General features: G+C 35.9%; 19 protein-coding genes, 2 pseudogenes and 1 riboswitch. Of the genes and pseudogenes, 5 read left to right on the forward strand and 16 right to left on the reverse strand.

Features of this window, described 5'->3' with window-relative positions:
- Window positions 1-27: 27 nt before the first annotated feature.
- The gene (locus tag MMG00_RS10815) at window positions 28-642 is read left to right on the forward strand and encodes a gp16 family protein (RefSeq protein WP_242148205.1); all 615 of its coding nucleotides are present in this window, start codon (window positions 28-30) and stop codon (window positions 640-642) included.
- 370 nt (window positions 643-1,012) lie between these two features.
- Here the strand turns inward: MMG00_RS10815 and MMG00_RS14375 are convergent, their stop codons facing one another.
- The 3 genes and pseudogenes from MMG00_RS14375 to MMG00_RS14165 all read right to left on the reverse strand — a co-directional run.
- Complete coding sequence (locus MMG00_RS14375; RefSeq protein ID WP_432805945.1) at window positions 1,013-1,300, reverse strand: DDE-type integrase/transposase/recombinase; 288 nt, start codon at window positions 1,298-1,300, stop codon at window positions 1,013-1,015.
- On the reverse strand, window positions 1,260-1,451 hold the full coding sequence (locus tag MMG00_RS10820; RefSeq protein WP_242148208.1) for a hypothetical protein: 192 nt from the start codon (window positions 1,449-1,451) through the stop codon (window positions 1,260-1,262). The genes MMG00_RS14375 and MMG00_RS10820 overlap by 41 nt, the downstream gene beginning before the upstream one ends.
- Window positions 1,441-1,563: pseudogene (locus MMG00_RS14165) on the reverse strand (IS3 family transposase); the annotation flags it as partial. The pseudogene MMG00_RS14165 and the gene MMG00_RS10820, both read right to left, overlap by 11 nt.
- 492 nt (window positions 1,564-2,055) lie before the next feature.
- Between MMG00_RS14165 and MMG00_RS10825 the strand changes: the two are divergent.
- The 3 genes from MMG00_RS10825 (at window position 2,056) to MMG00_RS14380 (ending at window position 4,130) form a co-directional block, all read left to right on the forward strand.
- Entirely contained in the window at window positions 2,056-3,414 is a 1,359-nt protein-coding gene (locus MMG00_RS10825; RefSeq protein WP_242148210.1) for a sodium-dependent transporter, read from the forward strand.
- A gap of 233 nt (window positions 3,415-3,647) precedes the next feature.
- Window positions 3,648-3,806 (forward strand): hypothetical protein, encoded by a 159-nt coding sequence (locus MMG00_RS10830; RefSeq protein ID WP_242148212.1) that lies wholly within the window; start codon window positions 3,648-3,650, stop codon window positions 3,804-3,806.
- Window positions 3,807-3,842: 36 nt separating this feature from the next.
- Entirely contained in the window at window positions 3,843-4,130 is a 288-nt protein-coding gene (locus MMG00_RS14380; protein ID WP_432805946.1) for a DUF2569 family protein, read from the forward strand.
- A 70-nt stretch (window positions 4,131-4,200) separates the two neighbouring features.
- Here the strand turns inward: MMG00_RS14380 and MMG00_RS10835 are convergent, their stop codons facing one another.
- The 3 genes from MMG00_RS10835 to MMG00_RS10845 form a co-directional block, all read right to left on the reverse strand.
- Window positions 4,201-6,477, reverse strand: coding sequence for a heavy metal translocating P-type ATPase (locus MMG00_RS10835; protein WP_270049298.1), 2,277 nt, complete (start codon window positions 6,475-6,477; stop codon window positions 4,201-4,203).
- Between the two features lie 14 nt (window positions 6,478-6,491).
- The gene (locus MMG00_RS10840; protein WP_242148215.1) at window positions 6,492-6,926 is read right to left on the reverse strand and encodes a CopY/TcrY family copper transport repressor; all 435 of its coding nucleotides are present in this window, start codon (window positions 6,924-6,926) and stop codon (window positions 6,492-6,494) included.
- A 198-nt stretch (window positions 6,927-7,124) separates the two neighbouring features.
- Window positions 7,125-8,024: a LysR family transcriptional regulator gene (locus MMG00_RS10845; protein ID WP_242148217.1), complete on the reverse strand. Its 900-nt coding sequence runs from the start codon at window positions 8,022-8,024 to the stop codon at window positions 7,125-7,127.
- Window positions 8,025-8,234: 210 nt separating this feature from the next.
- Between MMG00_RS10845 and MMG00_RS10850 the strand changes: the two genes are divergently transcribed.
- Window positions 8,235-8,831 carry a nitroreductase family protein gene (locus MMG00_RS10850; RefSeq protein ID WP_242148219.1) on the forward strand — a complete coding sequence of 199 codons (597 nt, stop codon included), beginning with the start codon at window positions 8,235-8,237 and terminating at the stop codon, window positions 8,829-8,831.
- A 1,071-nt stretch (window positions 8,832-9,902) separates the two neighbouring features.
- Here MMG00_RS10850 and MMG00_RS10855 read toward each other — a convergent pair.
- The 10 genes and pseudogenes from MMG00_RS10855 to MMG00_RS10895 all read right to left on the reverse strand — a co-directional run bounded on the left by MMG00_RS10855 (window position 9,903) and on the right by MMG00_RS10895 (window position 18,239).
- Entirely contained in the window at window positions 9,903-10,883 is a 981-nt protein-coding gene (locus MMG00_RS10855; RefSeq protein ID WP_242148222.1) for a fimbrial protein, read from the reverse strand.
- A gap of 15 nt (window positions 10,884-10,898) precedes the next feature.
- The gene (locus tag MMG00_RS10860; protein ID WP_242148224.1) at window positions 10,899-11,597 is read right to left on the reverse strand and encodes a fimbrial biogenesis chaperone; all 699 of its coding nucleotides are present in this window, start codon (window positions 11,595-11,597) and stop codon (window positions 10,899-10,901) included.
- A 5-nt stretch (window positions 11,598-11,602) separates the two neighbouring features.
- Complete coding sequence (locus MMG00_RS10865) at window positions 11,603-14,107, reverse strand: fimbria/pilus outer membrane usher protein (protein WP_242148226.1); 2,505 nt, start codon at window positions 14,105-14,107, stop codon at window positions 11,603-11,605.
- A gap of 56 nt (window positions 14,108-14,163) precedes the next feature.
- The gene (locus MMG00_RS10870; protein WP_242148228.1) at window positions 14,164-14,697 is read right to left on the reverse strand and encodes a fimbrial protein; all 534 of its coding nucleotides are present in this window, start codon (window positions 14,695-14,697) and stop codon (window positions 14,164-14,166) included.
- A gap of 535 nt (window positions 14,698-15,232) precedes the next feature.
- Complete coding sequence (locus MMG00_RS14385) at window positions 15,233-15,577, reverse strand: transposase (RefSeq protein ID WP_432805947.1); 345 nt, start codon at window positions 15,575-15,577, stop codon at window positions 15,233-15,235.
- A gap of 2 nt (window positions 15,578-15,579) precedes the next feature.
- Window positions 15,580-15,939, reverse strand: coding sequence for an IS630 transposase-related protein (locus MMG00_RS10875; protein WP_242148230.1), 360 nt, complete (start codon window positions 15,937-15,939; stop codon window positions 15,580-15,582).
- A 32-nt stretch (window positions 15,940-15,971) separates the two neighbouring features.
- Window positions 15,972-16,707 (reverse strand): annotated as a pseudogene (locus MMG00_RS10880) (dihydropteroate synthase); the annotation flags it as partial.
- Window positions 16,708-16,761: 54 nt separating this feature from the next.
- Window positions 16,762-17,325 carry a DUF4328 domain-containing protein gene (locus MMG00_RS10885; protein ID WP_349775528.1) on the reverse strand — a complete coding sequence of 188 codons (564 nt, stop codon included), beginning with the start codon at window positions 17,323-17,325 and terminating at the stop codon, window positions 16,762-16,764.
- Between the two features lie 15 nt (window positions 17,326-17,340).
- Complete coding sequence (locus MMG00_RS10890; protein WP_242148233.1) at window positions 17,341-17,484, reverse strand: hypothetical protein; 144 nt, start codon at window positions 17,482-17,484, stop codon at window positions 17,341-17,343.
- Between the two features lie 266 nt (window positions 17,485-17,750).
- Window positions 17,751-18,239, reverse strand: a complete 489-nt coding sequence (locus MMG00_RS10895) for a COG3650 family protein (protein ID WP_242148235.1) — start codon at window positions 18,237-18,239, stop codon at window positions 17,751-17,753.
- 78 nt (window positions 18,240-18,317) lie between these two features.
- Window positions 18,318-18,416, reverse strand: a riboswitch (SAM riboswitch).
- Window positions 18,417-18,493: the final 77 nt, after the last annotated feature.

The raw sequence follows: 18,493 nt of genomic DNA on the forward strand, positions 1-18,493 counted from the left end.
ATTGGGGCTTTTTAATAGGAGTGAATTATGTTTAAGAAATACCAGTTAATCAACATTGCTCGCAATGAGTTAGGTATGGATGAAGATAGCTACAGAGCAATGATTCTTCGCATCAATAGAGGTAAAGGCGAGAGCTTAAAAGACTGCAACATGTCGGAGCTTAATCTCATTTTAAAAGAGCTTAAACAAAAAGGCTTTAAGGTAAAACCTGCTAAACCTGATGGCTTCAAAAGCAAGCGTGTAAAGCCAAAACGCATCACCAAAGACGGTATAGAACTACCAGCCGATGTAAGAGATAAAATGCTCGCTCTTTGGATAGAGATGCATAATCAAGGAATCATTAAAGACGGCAGCGATAAAGGATTGGCTTCATATTGCCGTAATCGTACTGAAGCGGATCATTGGCACTGGATAACATATGATGAAGCTGCAACGATTATAGAGAGCCTCAAGACATGGCAATCAAGAGAGCTTTTGAATCGGTTATTAAAAAGACTCACAAGCGATGGTATCCATATATCAAAAAGCAGCCTTGATTTGATTGCTGACATCAAAAGACCCAAGACAATGTTTAAATACACCTCGACGGAAAACTGGCGTGTCATTGATGAATTGTGTCACCGACATAATATAAGCCTGTAAATAATTAAGCCTCCGATTTGGAGGCTTTTTTGTGTCGCATTGTTTTGACAATGAAGCTATGTATGTTTATTATTAGCCTAGATATGCCCGATAGCAGTAAGCCTACAACCTTATTAAAAGTAGCGCCAAACCTTTCGGGCTTTTATTTTGTGCAGACATAAAAGCACAGAAGCCCGACATTAAAATGCCGAGCTCTGGAATCAGCGGAAAACATATCAAGTATGTTCACCTCTGGAAAAGATATTACACTTAAGTTAACGAACAATCAAACCTGCAACACTGTTGCAATAACTTTCCCATTTGTTCCCGTCATGTCCAACTTGTTCCCGCACTTATCATGAATATCCCTGTGTACTTATCCTGTGTCTGATCATCTTACACGGTTATTTAAGGCCATTTCATAAGCTCTGGCTGATGAATCTGCTTTTAAAGTATCTGATACATCATAACCCACTATTTTTCGAAAAAAAGCATCTGTAATTAAACTGATGTAACTCGTTCCATTGTGTGTTGGAAAATAGGTAATATCTGCTACCCAAGCTTGTTCAGGTGCTGTTATTTCAAGGTTTTCTAGTAAATTAGGGTGTTTATAAAAACGGTGTAAGCTATTGGTGGTTTTATTTATGGTACGCTTTGGCTCTTGGGATGAGCATCCGATGTCTCTTTAAAAGCGAAAATAATGCATCTCTTCCAATACTAAACCCTAATTCTGGTAATAAATAGTGAAGCTTACGAGTCCCTAATCGAGGTTGTTGCAAACGTATACCAATGACTTTATCAAGCACCAAAGCTTCATATTCTGATTTCATAATGGTGTTGGGTTTGTTTATAAGTCATTGCACCAGCTTCAACCTCTGCAACTACGGCAAGTTTAAAAGCCAAAGTGTAATCTTTTTGAGTTCGTTTAATGTACGTTGTCATCTAGTTTCTCCAAATTAAACCAGTAAAGTTGTCAACGTTATTTAGGACGGATCATATCAATCACAAAAGCCGGTATTAATATTAATGCCGGCTTTTTTATGACCCTCTTTTATCTATTAACCGTACTCTTTATTAGCTGCCCTTTATTGATCGATCTCTTTATTAATGATTCTGCTCACATCTAACAACTTTTAAGTAACGTTGCACCTTATAAGTATCTTCCTAAGAAAAAAACTATTGCGATGATAATAAACGATATTTTATTATTAATAAGTATCTGTACATTAAAAAAAGCACACATTTATGTATCTCTTTTAGCAATAAATGATCGTTTTTATAAAAACTATGATAATAATGTTAGCAATCTGTATTTTTCAATCTTATTCAGCTTTGCTGCATCGCAAACACCGAGAATATTCATACCTTTCATGAACTTCATTCTCTCTCAATATAATGAGCGAGCGGCAAGCTATTGTTATTTAAGGAGGATTTATGGCTCGTGAGAGTTGGAGTAATAAACTCATCTATATCTCTACCGTTGCCGGTGCAACCATTGGTTTTGGAGCAACTTGGCGTTTTCCCTATCTTGTTGGAGAAAATGGGGGCGGTGCATATCTATTAGTATTCTTTATCGCAATGTTAATTCTTGGAGTGCCGATGCTTGTAGCAGAGCATCTTATTGGCCGAAGATTACATACCAACGTTGTTGATGCCTTTAGTGGTGAGGGATTAGATCACCCCATCTCTAAACTTTGGAAAGGAGTGGGAGTTATTGCCATTTTAGGCGCATTTGGGATCCTAGCCTACTACATGGTACTCGGCGGCTGGGTTATGAGCTATATCGGCGGTATTTCGCTAGGTGAGATCGATCTTTCAACCCCACTTAGTGCCGAAACAACGAAGAACTTCTTTGAAGCATCTACCAGTAGCCCATGGAAGATGACGCTCTATACCTTTATCTTTGTTGCGGTAAACTACTATATTCTCGTTAAAGGCATTATTGATGGGATTGAGCGGGTTATTCGCTGGGTCATGCCACTCTTTTTACTCCTTGTCTTTGCCTTAATGATTCGTGCACTATTCCTTCCTGGCGCCATGGAAGGGGTGAAATTCTATATCATTCCTGACTTTAGCAAGATTAACTCTCAAGTTATCTTACTTGCCCTTGGCCAAGTTTTCTTTGCCTTAAGCATCGGCTTTGGTGTCATGGTAACGCTCTCTTCTTATTTAAGTAAAAAAGAGAATATTGCCAGTATTAGCGTCAGTGCAGGTATTATCAATACCATGATTCCTCTTGCAATTGGTTTTATTATTTTCCCGGCACTCTTTTCGGCAGGGATTGAGCCTGCATCAGGGCCATCACTTGTCTTCCAAGTATTGCCTGCGGTATTCTCAACCATTCCTTTTGGCGCATTTTTTGCCGTTCTATTCTTCTTACTATTACTCCTAGCAGCCTTGACAACTTCTATTACAATTTATGAAGTTGCAATTACAACATTAATTGAGAAGTTTAAAATGACGCGCCCTGTAGCTACCTTTTTAACGCTTGCAGTCATCTTTATCTTCGGAAACGTACCAAGTATCTTAGCTGATAGTATTTGGAGTGATATTCACATTTTTGGGATGAATTTTTTTGATGCTTTTGATTACATCAGTGCCAATATCCTCTTTATTACAACAAGCCTTTTATCTGCTATTTTTATCGGGTTTATCTTAAAGAAAAAGGTATCACTCGATGAAATGACTAATAATGGCGAGATCAATCAGAAAATTGCACCACTTCTTTTTTATCATATTAAATTTGTGATTCCGGCATTAATTCTGATTATCTTTGGTTTCTCATTTATTTAAAACCAACGTCATTAGCAATTAAACACCATTCATTCATTGGAAAATAGACCTATAAAGCACTCAGGAGATACCTCCGAGTGCTTTTTCTTTATCCATAGCTTTAAATTATTTTTATGATACAAATTTTAATACTTTCATACCGCGAATATAACCTATTACTATCAAATAGTTAATCTTATATTAAAGAGGTGATAATATCTTTTCATCAAATCTTATCATAAAGGATGATGAAAATGGACTCTACCACAGATTCAAAACCATTAAAGAAAGCTAGCGGTAGCTTAATGATCCTACTCATCTTTTTAATCATCACAACTTTACTGAGAATCTATACCCTTTCTAACATGATCCCTAAGCTTTTTGCGACATGGAACATTGTTGCCAATCCATAATCTCCTCTCTATATTTAAGGCTATGTACCCCTTATTATTAGCGAAATTGCTGGCAATACGCTTTTTATATGTGCCTTTATCTATGCATTACTACTCTTTTACAATCAAAAACGATTATTTCCAAAAGTGAGGTTAATCCTTGTCATCACCTATCCTATTTTTATGACCTTAAATATTTTGATGAGCCATTGGATGATGGAAAATCTAATACAATCTGACTATAAACGCCTTTCTCTAATGTTACTCTTGAATATTGCAATATATCTCATCTGGGTTCCTTATCTTTACTACTCTCAACGAGTAAAATCGACATTTCGCTACTAAAAAAGCATTAAAAAAGGTATCCATACTCGATAAATACCTTTTAATAATTTTGTACAAAAACTGCTAATTACTACGATTTTTTCGTTAATTTAGCTCGATTTAAACTTAAAGAGTTGATCAATACACTGACGGAGCTAAATGCCATGGCACCTCCTGCAATAATCGGACTTAAAAGCCCAAATGCCGCAAAGGGAATCCCCACTGTATTATAGATAAAGGCCCAAAATAGATTTTGTTTAATCTTCCTCATCGTTAACTCAGATAAAAGAATCATCTTCGAGAGGTTAATGAGATCGCCATTCATAATCGTGACATCTGCTGATTCCATCGCAATATCTGTCCCCGTTCCCATCGCAATGCCGGCATCAGCTTGAGCAAGTGCCGGCGCATCGTTCATACCATCGCCCACCATTGCCACAATTTTACCTTGCGCTTGTAGCTCTTTAACAACTGAAGCTTTATCTTCAGGTTTTAACTCTGCGACAATCTCATCTGGCATTAATCCCACATCAACGCCAATTTTTGCAGCAGTTCGAGCATTATCGCCTGTGAGCATAATAACATTAATGCCAATAGCCTTGAGAGTAGCAATCGCTTCTTTAGAAGTCGCTTTAACAGGATCTGCCATCGTGATAACCACTAATGCTTGGTGCTCATCACTTAACATCACCACTGTTTCTCCCATTGATTCATGCTCAGGGACAACTCTCTTAAATGGCATATAATCAAGCTTCATTTCATCCATTAACCTTGGAGAGCCGACAAAATAGCGCTTCCCACCAACCTCACCTCGAAGTCCGGCGCCCACAAGCGCTTGGAAGTTCTCTATTTTCGGTTTTTCTAAAGAATGGCTTTCACCAAATACAACGATTGCTTTTGCTAAAGGATGCTCTGAGTGTGATTCTAATCCCACTAAAATAGCGAGCAATTCATCTTCTGATAATAGCCCATCCTTTCTCACTTCAAAATGCGTCACCTTCGGTGCACCCTCAGTAATTGTGCCCGTTTTATCAAGTACAATCGTATTGATCTTTGCAGCTCGCTCCAAGGATTCCCCATTTTTAATTAAAATCCCATTATTCGCACCAACGCCGGTTCCCACCATAATTGCTGTAGGGGTTGCAAGCCCAAGCGCGCAAGGACAAGCAATGACTAAAACAGCAACGCTATGCATAATTGCTACTCCCCAGTCACCGATCACAACAAAGCTTATCAATAATGTAATAATCGCTATTACAATCACTGCCGGCACAAAGATTGCCGAGACTTGATCGGCGATCTTTTGGATTGGCGCTTTACTGCCTTGTGCATCATTAACCATCTCAATAATACGAGATAATGTGCTTTCACTATCGAGTTTTGTCGATGTCATAACAAGAGCGCCCGATTGGTTAATGGTTCCGCTAAAGAGCTCATCCCCAACACCTTTATCAATGGGCAAACTTTCGCCTGTTAACATACTCTCATCGATGGTGGAATTCCCTGAAATCACCGAGCCATCTACCGGAATCGTCTTGCCAGGATGCACCAATAATTTATCGCCAACAATCACCGAACCAATAGGGACTTCTGTAAAGATCTCACGAATTGTGCCATCTTCCGCAGTAACTTCATCAATACGAATTGCTGTTTTAGCCTGGAGCGCCATTAAGCTACGAATAGCGGCGCCGGTTCTATTTTTCGCGCGCTCTTCCATATATTTCCCTAATAAAATTAAGGTAATAATGACGGCACTACTTTCAAAATAGAGGTGCGTTGGATCACCACCTAAAAAGCCGTTATAAACGCTATAAAAGAATGCCGCTAAAGTACCGAGCGACACTAAAACATCCATACTGGGTGCTTTTACTTTTAAAGAAGCCCAAGCCGCTTTATAAAAGCGAATTCCAACTCCAAATTGAATCGGTGTTGTTAAAAGAAGCTGCACCCACGGTCGATGTAAAAACTCCACCCAAGGCGTATGAACACCTGCTAACATGGCAATCATACCAATAACCATCGGCAAACTTAATAAGGCACTGATTATTAAGGTGAGGCGCACTCTTTTTGCCACACGTTCCTCTTGCAAAATCAGCTCACCACGATGATCTTCATCATCTAAAATAGCGCCAAACCCTGTTTTCTCAATAATTTGAATAATTTCCGCTTCATCAATAAGATTAGGATCATACTCAAACATTCCTTTTTTACTGGCTAAATTCACATTAGCACGGTAAATGCCAGGCTTTTTACCCACCACTCGTTCAATTCTTCCTGAGCAGTTTGCGCAGGTCATTCCTGTAATCGCTAGCCTAGAAAACTCTCTATTGAGAGGATCTTGATGCATCTTGATTTCTTTGGTTTCCATGACTCAATCTCCTGTTATTGTTCTAAATGACAGCAGCATTGCCCCTTAAAACAATCACACACAATATCTTTAACACTATTCTCTTTTGCTCTCGCAAGGCTTGCTTCAATCACAGCAATATCATCATGTGAAAGTTCACGTGCTTCAATCAGTCTTGCAAGCTTCTTAGCGCGATTACGAGAACAGACAAAGCTAAAGAGATCTTTTGCGGCATCATCCCACGCATCACTCTCTCGTATCGTTGAACGATACAGATAACGATTACCTTCGCTTTTTGTTTCCACATAACCTTTGGCGACAAGACGAGAAAGCAACGTTTTAGTTGTGGTTGGTTTCCATTGACGCTTCTTTTGCAAAACAGTGACAATATCACTACTACCAAGTTCTCCATTTGCCCAGAGAACTCTCATTACTTCCCATTCAGATGGGGTTATTTCTATTCTTTCCATAAAGTGGTCTCTTTATCTACAACAACAAATGACTACAAATATAGATGACATAATTAAACTTGTCTACTCTTTTTGCAAACATGCTTTTGATATATCCCTTCAAACTGTTTGAAATCAAACTAAAAATGACAGATACATCAATATAGACAAGGATTATCTATCCTTGCTAAACAGCTACAAAAAGCAAATCACCATATCCTACTTCGATAATACTTCTGTCAGATACTCCATAAAAAGTCTAACCTTCGCTGGGACATAACGGCTAGTTGGATAAACTAGATGCACTATTTTTCCTCTTGGTCTTCTCTCTGGCAATATCTCCACGACTTTTCCAACGGCAATATCTGCATTTACGGCATAATCAAAAAACTGCATAATCCCAAACCCATTAAGTACCGTTTCATAAGCTCCCACAGAATCACTATGAATCATACTAGGCTTAAAATGATAAGGCTTTGATAATCCCGAAAAATCCCAAGGGATTGTTTGCCTTGTATGGGCAAATCTTAATCCTATACATTTATGATTTACTAAATCCTCAATGGATACCGGCATCCCATATTTTTTAATATAAGAAGGGGCAGCAACTAACATCGGCTGCGCAACATTCACCTTTTTCGCCACTAATCGGTCGCCCACTAAATCGCCAATTCGAATTGCTAAATCAAACTCATCTTTTGTAAAATTAATGTAACTATTACTTAAGGAGACTTCGATTAAGAGCGAATCACTATGCTCTTCTAAAAAATCATTAATTGCCGGCAATAACTTCTTGATGCCATAACTATTAGGCATACTGATTCGCACAATACCGCAAGGCTCGATGCTATTTGTGATTTGCCTTTCAATATCGCGAATATTCTCAACGGATTCTTTGCACACAGCATAGTAACTCTTTCCTTCCTCAGTTAAACGCATAGATCTTGTTGAACGATGGAAAAGCTTAATATTCAGCTTTGTTTCAAGCCTTGATATAGCCTTACTAACAGCTGAAGGCGTGACTCCAATTGTGATAGAGGCTTCCGTAAAATTTTTACTCTCTGCCGCTTTACAAAAGATCTGAATATCATTCAGATCCATATCTTGAATTAATTGCATAACTTCCCCCATTGATGCCTCATAGGCATTAAAGAATTTCTTCACCAATATAGCAAACTTTTAAAAAAACCTTATGATTAATCCAGTTCATTCATTAAATTCATTAACGGCATGTGAAATTTATAATATAAAATCAGCACATTAGTTAATGAATACCAGTTTCCTACTATGAAACATTAAAATATTTAACAATTTAAGGAGTTACTGAACATGAGTTCATTTATTTCATTAGCGACAAAACGCCGTACAATCTACCATCTTGGTAATAATTTGCCACAATCAAAAGAAGCAATTAATGACATTATCCTTGAGGCTTCTAAACAAGCTCCAACGGCATTTAACTCACAAAGTACCAGAATTATCACCCTTTTTGGTGCTGAGCATCATAAAGTATGGGACATGGTATTAGAAGCTTTAAAACCTGTTTTAGCCGCAGATGTTTTTGAAGGCACTAAAGCCAAAGTAGATTCTTTTAAAGCAGGAAATGGGACTATTCTCTACTTTGAAGATAACCAAGTTGTTGAAGACTTACAGGCACAATTCCCACTTTATGCGGCGAACTTCCCTAAATGGTCAGAGCAAGCGCACGGTATTGCGGCTTATGGTGTTTGGTTAGCACTTGCTGAAGCAAATATTGGTGCATCATTGCAGCACTATAATGAGCTTATTGAAGATGCTGTGAAAAAAGCATGGGGAATTCCTGCTAAATGGTCTCTTAAAGCACAAATGCCAATTGGTTCTATTGAAACACCGGCAGATCCTAAAGGCTTTATTGATACAGATGAACGTTTTAAAACTTTTGGTTAATCCCAAAAATAAATAAGACCTATAAACTTAAACTTCTCGCTTTAAATTAAAGTAAAAGAAACAACAATAACCGCTCAATAATCTGAGCGGTTTTTTTATACCCTTTCTTTTTTATATCCCTTCTAATATTCCTATAACAAGAAAAATAGCCATAAATAAAGGTCTACGCGAAAAGAGAATATGATTTATTTCTCCTTATTCGCGCCTTCAAATACACATCAAACCTCTTTCTTAAATGGCTTCTACTTCCCTTTCACACCCAGCTAACTTACAGACTTCGCTATACCTCAATTCCTCTGGTGCTTAAGCTGTTTCAACTAGTCCTCATCTACTAGGGGCTTTTTGATTTAAAGAGAAGGTAATACTGAATATTAATAGGAACCTTTTCACGCTACCAGCTCGACTATTTTCACAAAAAATATAAAAACAGGTCTTAGTTTTGTCATCAAAACACTTATTTCACATAATTTATCACTAATTTTTCTATCTCTTTTTAATAGGTTTTTAATAAGTCGCTAAATCCCGTAAATTCACGGTTTTACTACAAATAAATTCAAGCACAACATTAGCTTCTCCCCGCAAAACTAATCGCAAAAGAGATGGTGACAAGTTTAGTTACTTGCTCAAGTTGCGAAGCTTAAAATACGAAAAACCATTTGCTAATAGATGAATCACAAATTTACTCATACAATATGATTGTGGAGTTATAATAACGAAAGATCACATTCAGCTATCGGAGCTATGTCACCGTGCTAGCTTCAATAAAACATGGAGAATCTTTTACTTTTAGATGGTATTAAAAATGGGAGGATTACAAATGGTTCGTAAGTATATTTCTGGGGTATTCGTTTCCCCCCCCTTTTTTTAGCTTCATACATCTCAGGTATTTTCAACCATTCATAGACTTGTTGAAGAAGGAATGCGAAATCTGCGTGCAGCTTTAGCTTTACTACCACCTTTGGCAACAAAATCAAGGACTCGTTTTATTGAATTTTTTCCATAACTCATAAGATATATTATATAGGAATTTATTTATGAAGAGCAATATTGTCTATGTCAGTCTCATTTTCTTTATCTATAGGTAACATCATAAACTATAGTTGCTTGAAATACACCAGGAACAACTTCAGGTTGAGTAGGATCTTTTAATACTTGAGCTCTATAACGATTTGTTAGAGAACCAGTCCTTGTTAAAACCCCCATTTCAAGTTTTTCACCATAGTGAATTCTATTACCATTTTCATCTAATAAGCGAAATAAAAGTCTTCTTATCGGTAGTATTAGATCTCCATTACTATTAGTAGTTCCATGATGACGAAAAGAAATCTCAGGATAGACAAAATCATTAATACAAGTATTTGCAGGATTTCTTCTTATTTCAATACTAAAATCTCTGCTATAAACCCGACCTCGATTAATAGCTCTGATATCAAGCAATCCAAAATCAATCTCGCTAGCTGAAGGCCTAACCTCAAAAGAGGTAGCATTACATACAACATTTGATGGTACAAAAATTGAACCAACATTAATCCAAGATCCATCGATAGACATTACTTGACTTAATCTGGGGGATGGTACTCGAGGTCTAGTATTAGGCGCATTAACGGAATTGTACAGCCCCAACCTATTAGTCATTAAAATAGTATATTTTTTATTTGCTTGTAAAGTAAATGGGCTGATATCAGATACGATTTGACTTTGCTTCATATCATAATTCCATACCTTTTCACGACGCCCCTCTGACATTAAGGTAATTTGATATGTTAATGTAATATCTGTTAGTGGAATATTGTATGTACTCATAATATTATTAATATAGGTGTCCCAGGAAGGGTCCTTATAGCTTCTTGGAGTCATTACGCCTCCTAGATTATCACAAGTGACATCCCATGAAAGATCTCTATTATTAGGATTATTTCTTTCGGCAACCCATAAAAATGTATTTCGTAAAGAAATAGAAGGGTTATCGTAAGAGCAGGCCGCAAAAGTATATGGGCTTGCTATTAAAAGCATCAAGAATATTATAATTCTAGGTATGGCCGATCTTAGCATGACACCCTCCTAAAATTATTTAATTATGCTGCATAAAGAGTTACTACATTTATAAGCTAATGATTTAGCTGCACCATTATCGTTAATGAAGTAAATATAGGGATTATTACCTACTGTCACAGATACTTTTTCTTTACCGAAAGGCTTAAGAACAATATCTTTCTCAGTGAGATTAATACCTTTCCTTGCGCTAAAAGCATAGATTACAATATGATAAGGTGTGGGATTTTCTAATATAAGATTACTTCCTTGTTTCTGAACTTTAACTTCTTCAAAGATTGCATTTTCAGCATATTTTTGCAATCCTTTAGGGCGATAGAACAATTTTAAATTAGATCTAACTAAAATATTTAATTTACTTTGTCCTTCTGAATCTGTTGGTGGGAGTCCAAGTACGCTAAACTGCAATAAGCTCTCTCGATCTTTAGGTAATGCATTAGTGTCACCTACTAAACTAATTTTGATTTGCTTTTCTTGTCGAGGATTTAATCTTTGTAACATAGGAAGAGCGACTAAAGGTTCCTCAATCTTATTTCCATTCCCATCCTCTATCCATGTTTGCGCCAGATACGGCATATTAGGATTACTATTTTCTACAATAACAGATACTGAATTTGTATTAGAATGATCAAATATAATTCTTGTTCTATCAAATGCTAACTGTCCAAAAGAAAAATTTAATACTAATAACCCTAAAAACAATATTTTTCTCATAAATTTTACTCCATATAACATGTTAAGTTTTTCAGATCATCGACATCTAATGAGTTTATTTTTAACAAACATTTGTGATTACTCCACTTAATCAAAAAATTAGATTGTATATTAAGACCTGAGAGGTATGTGAGCCCTTTTTCTGCAATCATAGCAACCTCTACCTCATCATTACCATTTACTCTATAAACAACGGCTCCAAATGGAGGGTTAGTTCCATCTTGTAAAGCAATTCTAGAAATCACTTTCTTACCATCTATTGCTCCTAAAGAGCGATAAGCGATTGTTCCGTCAGTAACAGCTATTGGAACTACACTGTTTGTTATCTCAACATTATCCGGTAAATTATCATTATCAACAACATAAGATGTCCTATAATAATTAGGGATATTACTCACACCTATCAGACCAAAAGTGTTAGATTCCCCTGGCACTGATTTTACCTGCACCCCAGGTACTTCAGCATTAATGATAAGCCTTGAGCCATTTTCATAAACTCGAGAATGTGTAGCAAGTCCATGTTGTGTAATAGTTAGAGAACCATTATATCCAATAGTTGCTCTTTGATAATTTGAAGAATAGTTAGCCATTGTCTGGAATTTACCATATCTTGTATCTAAATCGTAGGAACCATTTAAACTATATTCTGAATCGGTCGAAAAATTATTTTGATGAGATATCTCTCCCCCAAGAGAAATATTCGCATTACCTAAACTAGTATTATAAACAACTTGCTGATTAACTCTTTTATCGTATTCATCATAATATGCAGAATAACTCAAATAAGAATTATAATCATCAATCGGCACATGAAAAAATAATCCTATTTGATTATTGCTATAACCATCTCTATCTGTGTTCCTAGATAGTGATAATTGTATTGAGCTATTTCTTAAAAATCCAGTTTTAATAACCTTATTGGCAGAAATACTATAATTTGATGTGCTACTATGATTCCAGTAAGCTCCTTTTGTTAGAGATGCTGTTATACTTGTACTTATTGAAGGGAAAGCTTGCGTAAGGCTTAAAGTAAAGCGCCTTTTTTCAAAAGATAATCTTCTTGTGTTATTAGTTTTCATATCAATATAGTTATTTAGCGAAGTATAATCACGACCAGAAAAACGATACCCAGCTAAATTCAAAGTTGTATCAGAGCTAAAACGTTTAGCGTAATTAATACGATAGCTATACCCTCTTAATGTTTTTTGTTTATAGACTTGATTATTTGCGTGTGTGACATCAAAAGAAAGCGCTCCAAATGTTTCAAGATTTAATCCTATACCTACATTAAGAGATTTATAATCACTTTTATTAATCGTTGCTACTGTCCCTCCAAATATAGAAATATTATTTGTTAATCCATAAGAGAGATCTCCAGAGATAAAATTCGTATTAGTTTTTTTCCCATATTCAACGTCTAATTTCCCTATATTCAAGTTATAACGAATAGCGCCTTTTCTTGTTAAAAAGGGGAGTTGAGAAATATATACTTGATACTTTGTGACTTGACCACTATTTTCTTCTATTTCTACATCAACGACACCATTAATATAAGAGGGAAGATCTGAGATAGAGAAAGGACCAGGTAATACTTGCTCTGACTTTAAAATATTTCCATACTGTTTTACTGTTACAACGGCATTTGTTGATACGGTCCCTGTGACTTGTGGGGCATAACCCTGTAAATAAGAGGGCATCATACTTTCATCTGAAAAAAAACTTATTCCTTTAAATTTTGTAGTATCAAATAAATTGCTGCGTGAATAAATCTCACCAACATATAATTTAGCATTTAAAGAAGCTACATCCATAAAACCATAAATTTGAGTCCAGTCAAGCTTATCGTTAGCAATATCAGAATCATATTGATAATTTCCTCGAAAACGGAACCTTCCAATATTAGCGCCAATATTGCCATAACTTCGGAAAGCATTATTAGTCTGACGTCGCCCCGAATATTTAGATCTTGTATGGATTCCCATCATATTATAATCAAAGACTAATCCTGAAATTCCATAGTCTCTATCTTTAGGTGAAATCCAGTTTGGATCGAAATTATCTAAAAATAGTTGTGGCATCGTTATATTAACAACTTGATCTCTAGGGAAAAACTCTATTTTTACTGCAGGGTCAAGGCTTTCTAAAGAAAAACATTCTCCTATATCTGTTTGATGAGGTGTGTGTGTCAAAATGCTACTAGCATACTCTTTTTTTAACGGAAAACCCATTAATAATTCTGGAGTGATACAAAGATGGTCACTTCCATTTAAAACATAAAAGTTAACAGATTTTGAATATGCCACAGTTTTATTGTTTATTTTAATGTCAACAATATATCGTCCTGAGAATTGGTCGTTATTACCAGAAAAAACACTTAGATCAACATTATCTATTCCTGTAGATTCTAGCAGGGAATTATCAAATTTATAGGCATAGCTTATATACCCCAATAGCCACATACCAAATATGAATATTGCACCTAATATTTTGTAATACAAGCTATTACCCATAATTTAACCTATTCAAATTCAAATCATTGTTAATAATGATTTTACAGAAACTATAATTATTTGTAGTTTGCAGTAAATTTCACAGAAGTATTAAACGAACCAGCTTCTACACCCGCAGCTGAAGCCTTCATGCGAGCTCTAACAGGAACAGTTAATGTTTCATTATTAAATATTTGAATATCTGCTAATGTAGCGCCTTCTGGTTTTACTGCTTGATTATTGATAAGTAAATCTAAACCTACATTTGTAGCATCACCTGCTGTATTAGCCCATAGATCAGTGTTCAATGCTGTACCTGGCTCAATAACAAGTTGTACGCTCTGAACACCTTCGTCTTCAGCGCCCGTTTTAAGATTACAATCTACAAACTCAATATTAGTTGAAACCCAAGCTGAGGCATCACCTGCTGCTCTTAAAGTTCTTGTTGAGACAGAACCGAGATCCACAGGTTCAATTGGAGACAGAGTACATGATGATGTTGTAACCACCCCTTTAAAGACGATAGAACCAGTTGATTGGTCCGCTGTTTGTGCAAGCGCTACAGATGAAACAGTAAGAGTAGCTACGAAAGCTAAAAATAATTTTTTCATTTTATTAAACCTTTATAGAAATTTGATAAAAAATTAAACAGTTATGTAAAAGAAAAACATAATAATGACCTACTATATATTCTCTTTACAAAAGAGATCATAATAAAGTAGTAATATATTCTCAATGTTTTAATAGGACATTATTAACTAGAAATATAACCCCCTTTAAAATCAACAAAATAAATCATGATTGCTGTATTTTTTTTAAAATAAAAATATAGATTTACATTTATTTAAAATAAAGTGAGTTATATCTGCAGTGATCAAAATTCACAGATATAGGATTTAATCGCGTTTTTTACCGTATCAGGAGAATCTTAAAAATCGCACTAGAGAGTATTTATTTGTAGGAATTGATGATTTTTCAAGAGAACTTTATGCGGGTACTTATAGTGGATTCGGTTCAAAAAAGACTAAAAAATGCTTCCTCAAAAGTCGAGGAATAGCGTAATATTTCTCTCATTTTTCGCTTTAGGATTGCCCAGTATTTCTCTATAGGATTTTAATTTGGCGAGTATGGAGGCAAGAGTAATAATCAATGCCCTGTTTTTGAAAGAATCTCTTTCAATTGGGATTTACGATGAAATCTAGCATTATCCATAACAATAATGCTATTTTGAGGTAGCTCTGGTACTAAGTGATTTGTAAAACAATATTCAAACAGCACACTATCCATAGTGCCCTCATATTGAAATGGGGAAATTAATATTTTTCGATGAATTAAACCTGCTACTAAACTTGTCCTACGAAATCGTTTGCCGCTTACAAAACCTTTGATTATATCGCCTTTTAAAGCTCTCCCATGCGTGCGATAAAGGCATTGATCAAAGCCCGTTTCATCTAAGTAAACGATTTTTTCTTGAGGAAGATTTGTGATAATTTCTAAAAATGCTTTAACTTTTTTTGATCCTGTTCCCGATAAATTGTACTTTTCTTTTTATGCTTAAAGCCAAGTTTAGTAAGCGCTTCATGAACAGAAGATGTCGCACATTGAAAAACTTCAGCAATTTCAGAAAGATAAGCATCAGGATGTTCCAAAATATAGGCTTTGAGTTGAATCGGATCAATTTTTTTAAAGTTACATCGGCGAACAGGATCCTCTAAAGATCCTTCAGCCATTTTTTTCCGCCATTTCTTAATACTCGAAGTTGAGATATTAAACAAACGAGCCGTTTCAGTAATACTTTTACTCTCATCAAGAGTATTTAAGATGCGTTTTCTAAATGAAATTTCGTAAGCCATAATTTCCTAGATTATTTGGGTTTTCTTGAACCGATTTTACTATAGATCGCAAGCTGACCGGCATTCACGATTCCCATAGATAAACCACGCTGAATCGCATGATAGAGGAATACGGCATGAATCGCTTCACGCACAAGATTATTCCCCCGAAAGGAAAATGAAACGTTAGAGATACCGCCGGAGATATGCACGAAGGGAAAGTTTTTACGAATCCATTTTGTCGCATCTAGGAAATCTAAACCGTAGCGATTATGCTCCGGAATCCCGGTCGCAACCGCAAAGACATTTGCGGTCAAAGATTATATCTTCCGGTGGGAAATTCACTTCATTGACTAAAATATCGTAAGCGCGAGAGCAAATTTCTTTACGGCGTTCATAGTTATCAGCTTGTCCATCCTCATCAAATGCCATCACGATAACGGCAGCGCCATATTTCTTAGCAAGTTTTGCCGCTTCTAGGTTAATCTCATAGGCAAATGCTTCCATCCCATAATCTGCCATCGACATTTGGGTGGCATTAAAGGTATTGGTTTCTATTAAATCAGCGCCGGCAGCTAAATATTGTTCATGAATATCGAGAATCACATCAGGCTGTGTTAGCACAAGCAGGTCATTATTGCTCTTTAAATCCTTATGCCTCGTTTTAAAACGCTCCCCACGAAAATCAGCCTCTTCCAGTTGACGCTTTTGAATCATCGTTCCCATTGCACCATCTAAAATTAAAATTCGCTCCTTAACGATGGCTTGAAGCTGCTTCTCAATACTCATGATTATTCTCCTACTAATTCGGCAATTTGCCGTAATAATGGTTAGAGCTATAAATTAAGAGCCCTTTGTAATCATCCTATTGATAGTTGTGGTTGCTGAGTTTTCCTGTCTATTTCTAAAACTCATATGCTGCTTATAAAGTCTTGTCACCATAAGAAGGAAAATAATATTTAAGAAAACATCCAAACCATCCGCTAATTGATGAAGTAAGCTTAAATTTAATAGCCCCTGATAACCTAAATCATCACGAAAGGTAGATTTCAATATGATGCGACCTATCACTTCTGAAATAATCCATAAAGTCCACCACATTGGTAATAGTGATCGATATCGTAGTTCTGAGCCTGAATCTAAGCCCTCACTTTTCACAAAGATCTCTTTCATCGTCTGATATGGCTTCCATAGTGTGAATAATGGAATAAAATACCAACCTACCGACCATCCTGCGGAAAAGCGCATATCCTTAGCACCTAGAGCTCGTACATTTTTATTGGCTCTAAATATCCACATCAAAATCATAATACCTTGAATAATAAACAACAAAAATTGAACTAATCCAACAATCATTTCTCGATAATCATTTTTATCGACAATGACATCAAATGCTTCATCACTGATATATCTATAAGTCCCTCACGCAATCTCTTTGAGTAATTGATACTCCATAAAGCCGGAAGCAACTCCGATAATATGCATAATAATTGAAATAACGATCAGGTTTTTCACCCATTTTGTTAACTTAGTTGGATCTTTAAATTGTTCCTGAATGGAGGTCATCTCAAATATTTCCTCTATCTTAAAAAGAGCCTATTTTATAATAAAAATTATCAACATTTTTAAATTCAAAGTGATAAATGATTATCTTAATAAAGACAATTTAAACAGTCATTCATCCCTTTTTGGATATAAAAAAACCTCATAAAGTATAAAACTCTAAGAGGTTTTAAGATGGCATTTATCTCTTTGTTTATTAACCTATCAATATCATTGAATTACCATACTTCATCTATTTTAGGATATTTTAAACCTATAATAGGAATACCTTAAAACCTATCTTTTGGAATTGCCGGTTTTACCTCTTTACTATCAATAATTAAAGTCGGTTGTAATGATGGGTTTGATGGATAGTTTGATCCGCCCCATTTCATGATGACTTGCCCTTTTCCAGGCGTATAAACCGATAGATCAGACCAACCTTTTGAGGTTGCCTCTAATACATAGATCGGGGCACTTGCTACCGTTGATTTTGAAGCAAGACGATACTCCCCATTCTCTAAACCTTCAAAAACTAATAAAGTACAACCTCCTGATCCGCACCAATTCGCCCCTTCTAACAATACAATTCCATCTTTAATGCCATCATTATTAAGATCAGCATATGCCACTTCAAAATCGACATCACCTTTAGTAAATTCATGCACAGCCTTCACAAGCGCAGGAGAAGCAACCTCACTCTTACTTGCATCTACGGTTTGGCATCCTGCCATGAAAATTGCGGCGCAGCCTGCGAGTAGTAATTTTTTCTTCATCATAGAGTCCTTCCTTTTATTGATAAAATAACCATAAAAAAAGCTCTTCTAACAGTTAGAAGAGCTTTTGAAACTTCGGTCTTCTTATCCAACAGATACCTGTATCTGTTGGATTTAGCACAATACAACTTGATGCTGACACTTCCAAGGGCCAAATCCCTCCATCTCTCTGAATAAGAATTAACTCTTCAATATACCACTCAAAAAATCATAAATGCAAAATTAAATACTTCATAAAATATATTTTATTTTTCCCC

It is taken from the genome of Ignatzschineria rhizosphaerae, from assembly GCF_022655595.1.
GTDB lineage: Bacteria > Pseudomonadota > Gammaproteobacteria > Cardiobacteriales > Wohlfahrtiimonadaceae > Ignatzschineria > Ignatzschineria rhizosphaerae.

Coding starts and splice junctions, on each gene's coding strand:
- MMG00_RS10815 (WP_242148205.1), top strand. CDS start 28: ATGTTTAAGAAATACCAGTTAATCAACATTGCTCGCAATGAGTTAGGT.
- MMG00_RS10820 (WP_242148208.1), bottom strand. CDS start 1,451: ATGAAATCAGAATATGAAGCTTTGGTGCTTGATAAAGTCATTGGTATA.
- MMG00_RS10825 (WP_242148210.1), top strand. CDS start 2,056: ATGGCTCGTGAGAGTTGGAGTAATAAACTCATCTATATCTCTACCGTT.
- MMG00_RS10830 (WP_242148212.1), top strand. CDS start 3,648: ATGGACTCTACCACAGATTCAAAACCATTAAAGAAAGCTAGCGGTAGC.
- MMG00_RS10835 (WP_270049298.1), bottom strand. CDS start 6,477: ATGGAAACCAAAGAAATCAAGATGCATCAAGATCCTCTCAATAGAGAG.
- MMG00_RS10840 (WP_242148215.1), bottom strand. CDS start 6,926: ATGGAAAGAATAGAAATAACCCCATCTGAATGGGAAGTAATGAGAGTT.
- MMG00_RS10845 (WP_242148217.1), bottom strand. CDS start 8,024: ATGCAATTAATTCAAGATATGGATCTGAATGATATTCAGATCTTTTGT.
- MMG00_RS10850 (WP_242148219.1), top strand. CDS start 8,235: ATGAGTTCATTTATTTCATTAGCGACAAAACGCCGTACAATCTACCAT.
- MMG00_RS10855 (WP_242148222.1), bottom strand. CDS start 10,883: ATGCTAAGATCGGCCATACCTAGAATTATAATATTCTTGATGCTTTTA.
- MMG00_RS10860 (WP_242148224.1), bottom strand. CDS start 11,597: ATGAGAAAAATATTGTTTTTAGGGTTATTAGTATTAAATTTTTCTTTT.
- MMG00_RS10865 (WP_242148226.1), bottom strand. CDS start 14,107: ATGGGTAATAGCTTGTATTACAAAATATTAGGTGCAATATTCATATTT.
- MMG00_RS10870 (WP_242148228.1), bottom strand. CDS start 14,697: ATGAAAAAATTATTTTTAGCTTTCGTAGCTACTCTTACTGTTTCATCT.
- MMG00_RS10875 (WP_242148230.1), bottom strand. CDS start 15,939: ATGGCTTACGAAATTTCATTTAGAAAACGCATCTTAAATACTCTTGAT.
- MMG00_RS10890 (WP_242148233.1), bottom strand. CDS start 17,484: ATGACCTCCATTCAGGAACAATTTAAAGATCCAACTAAGTTAACAAAA.
- MMG00_RS10895 (WP_242148235.1), bottom strand. CDS start 18,239: ATGATGAAGAAAAAATTACTACTCGCAGGCTGCGCCGCAATTTTCATG.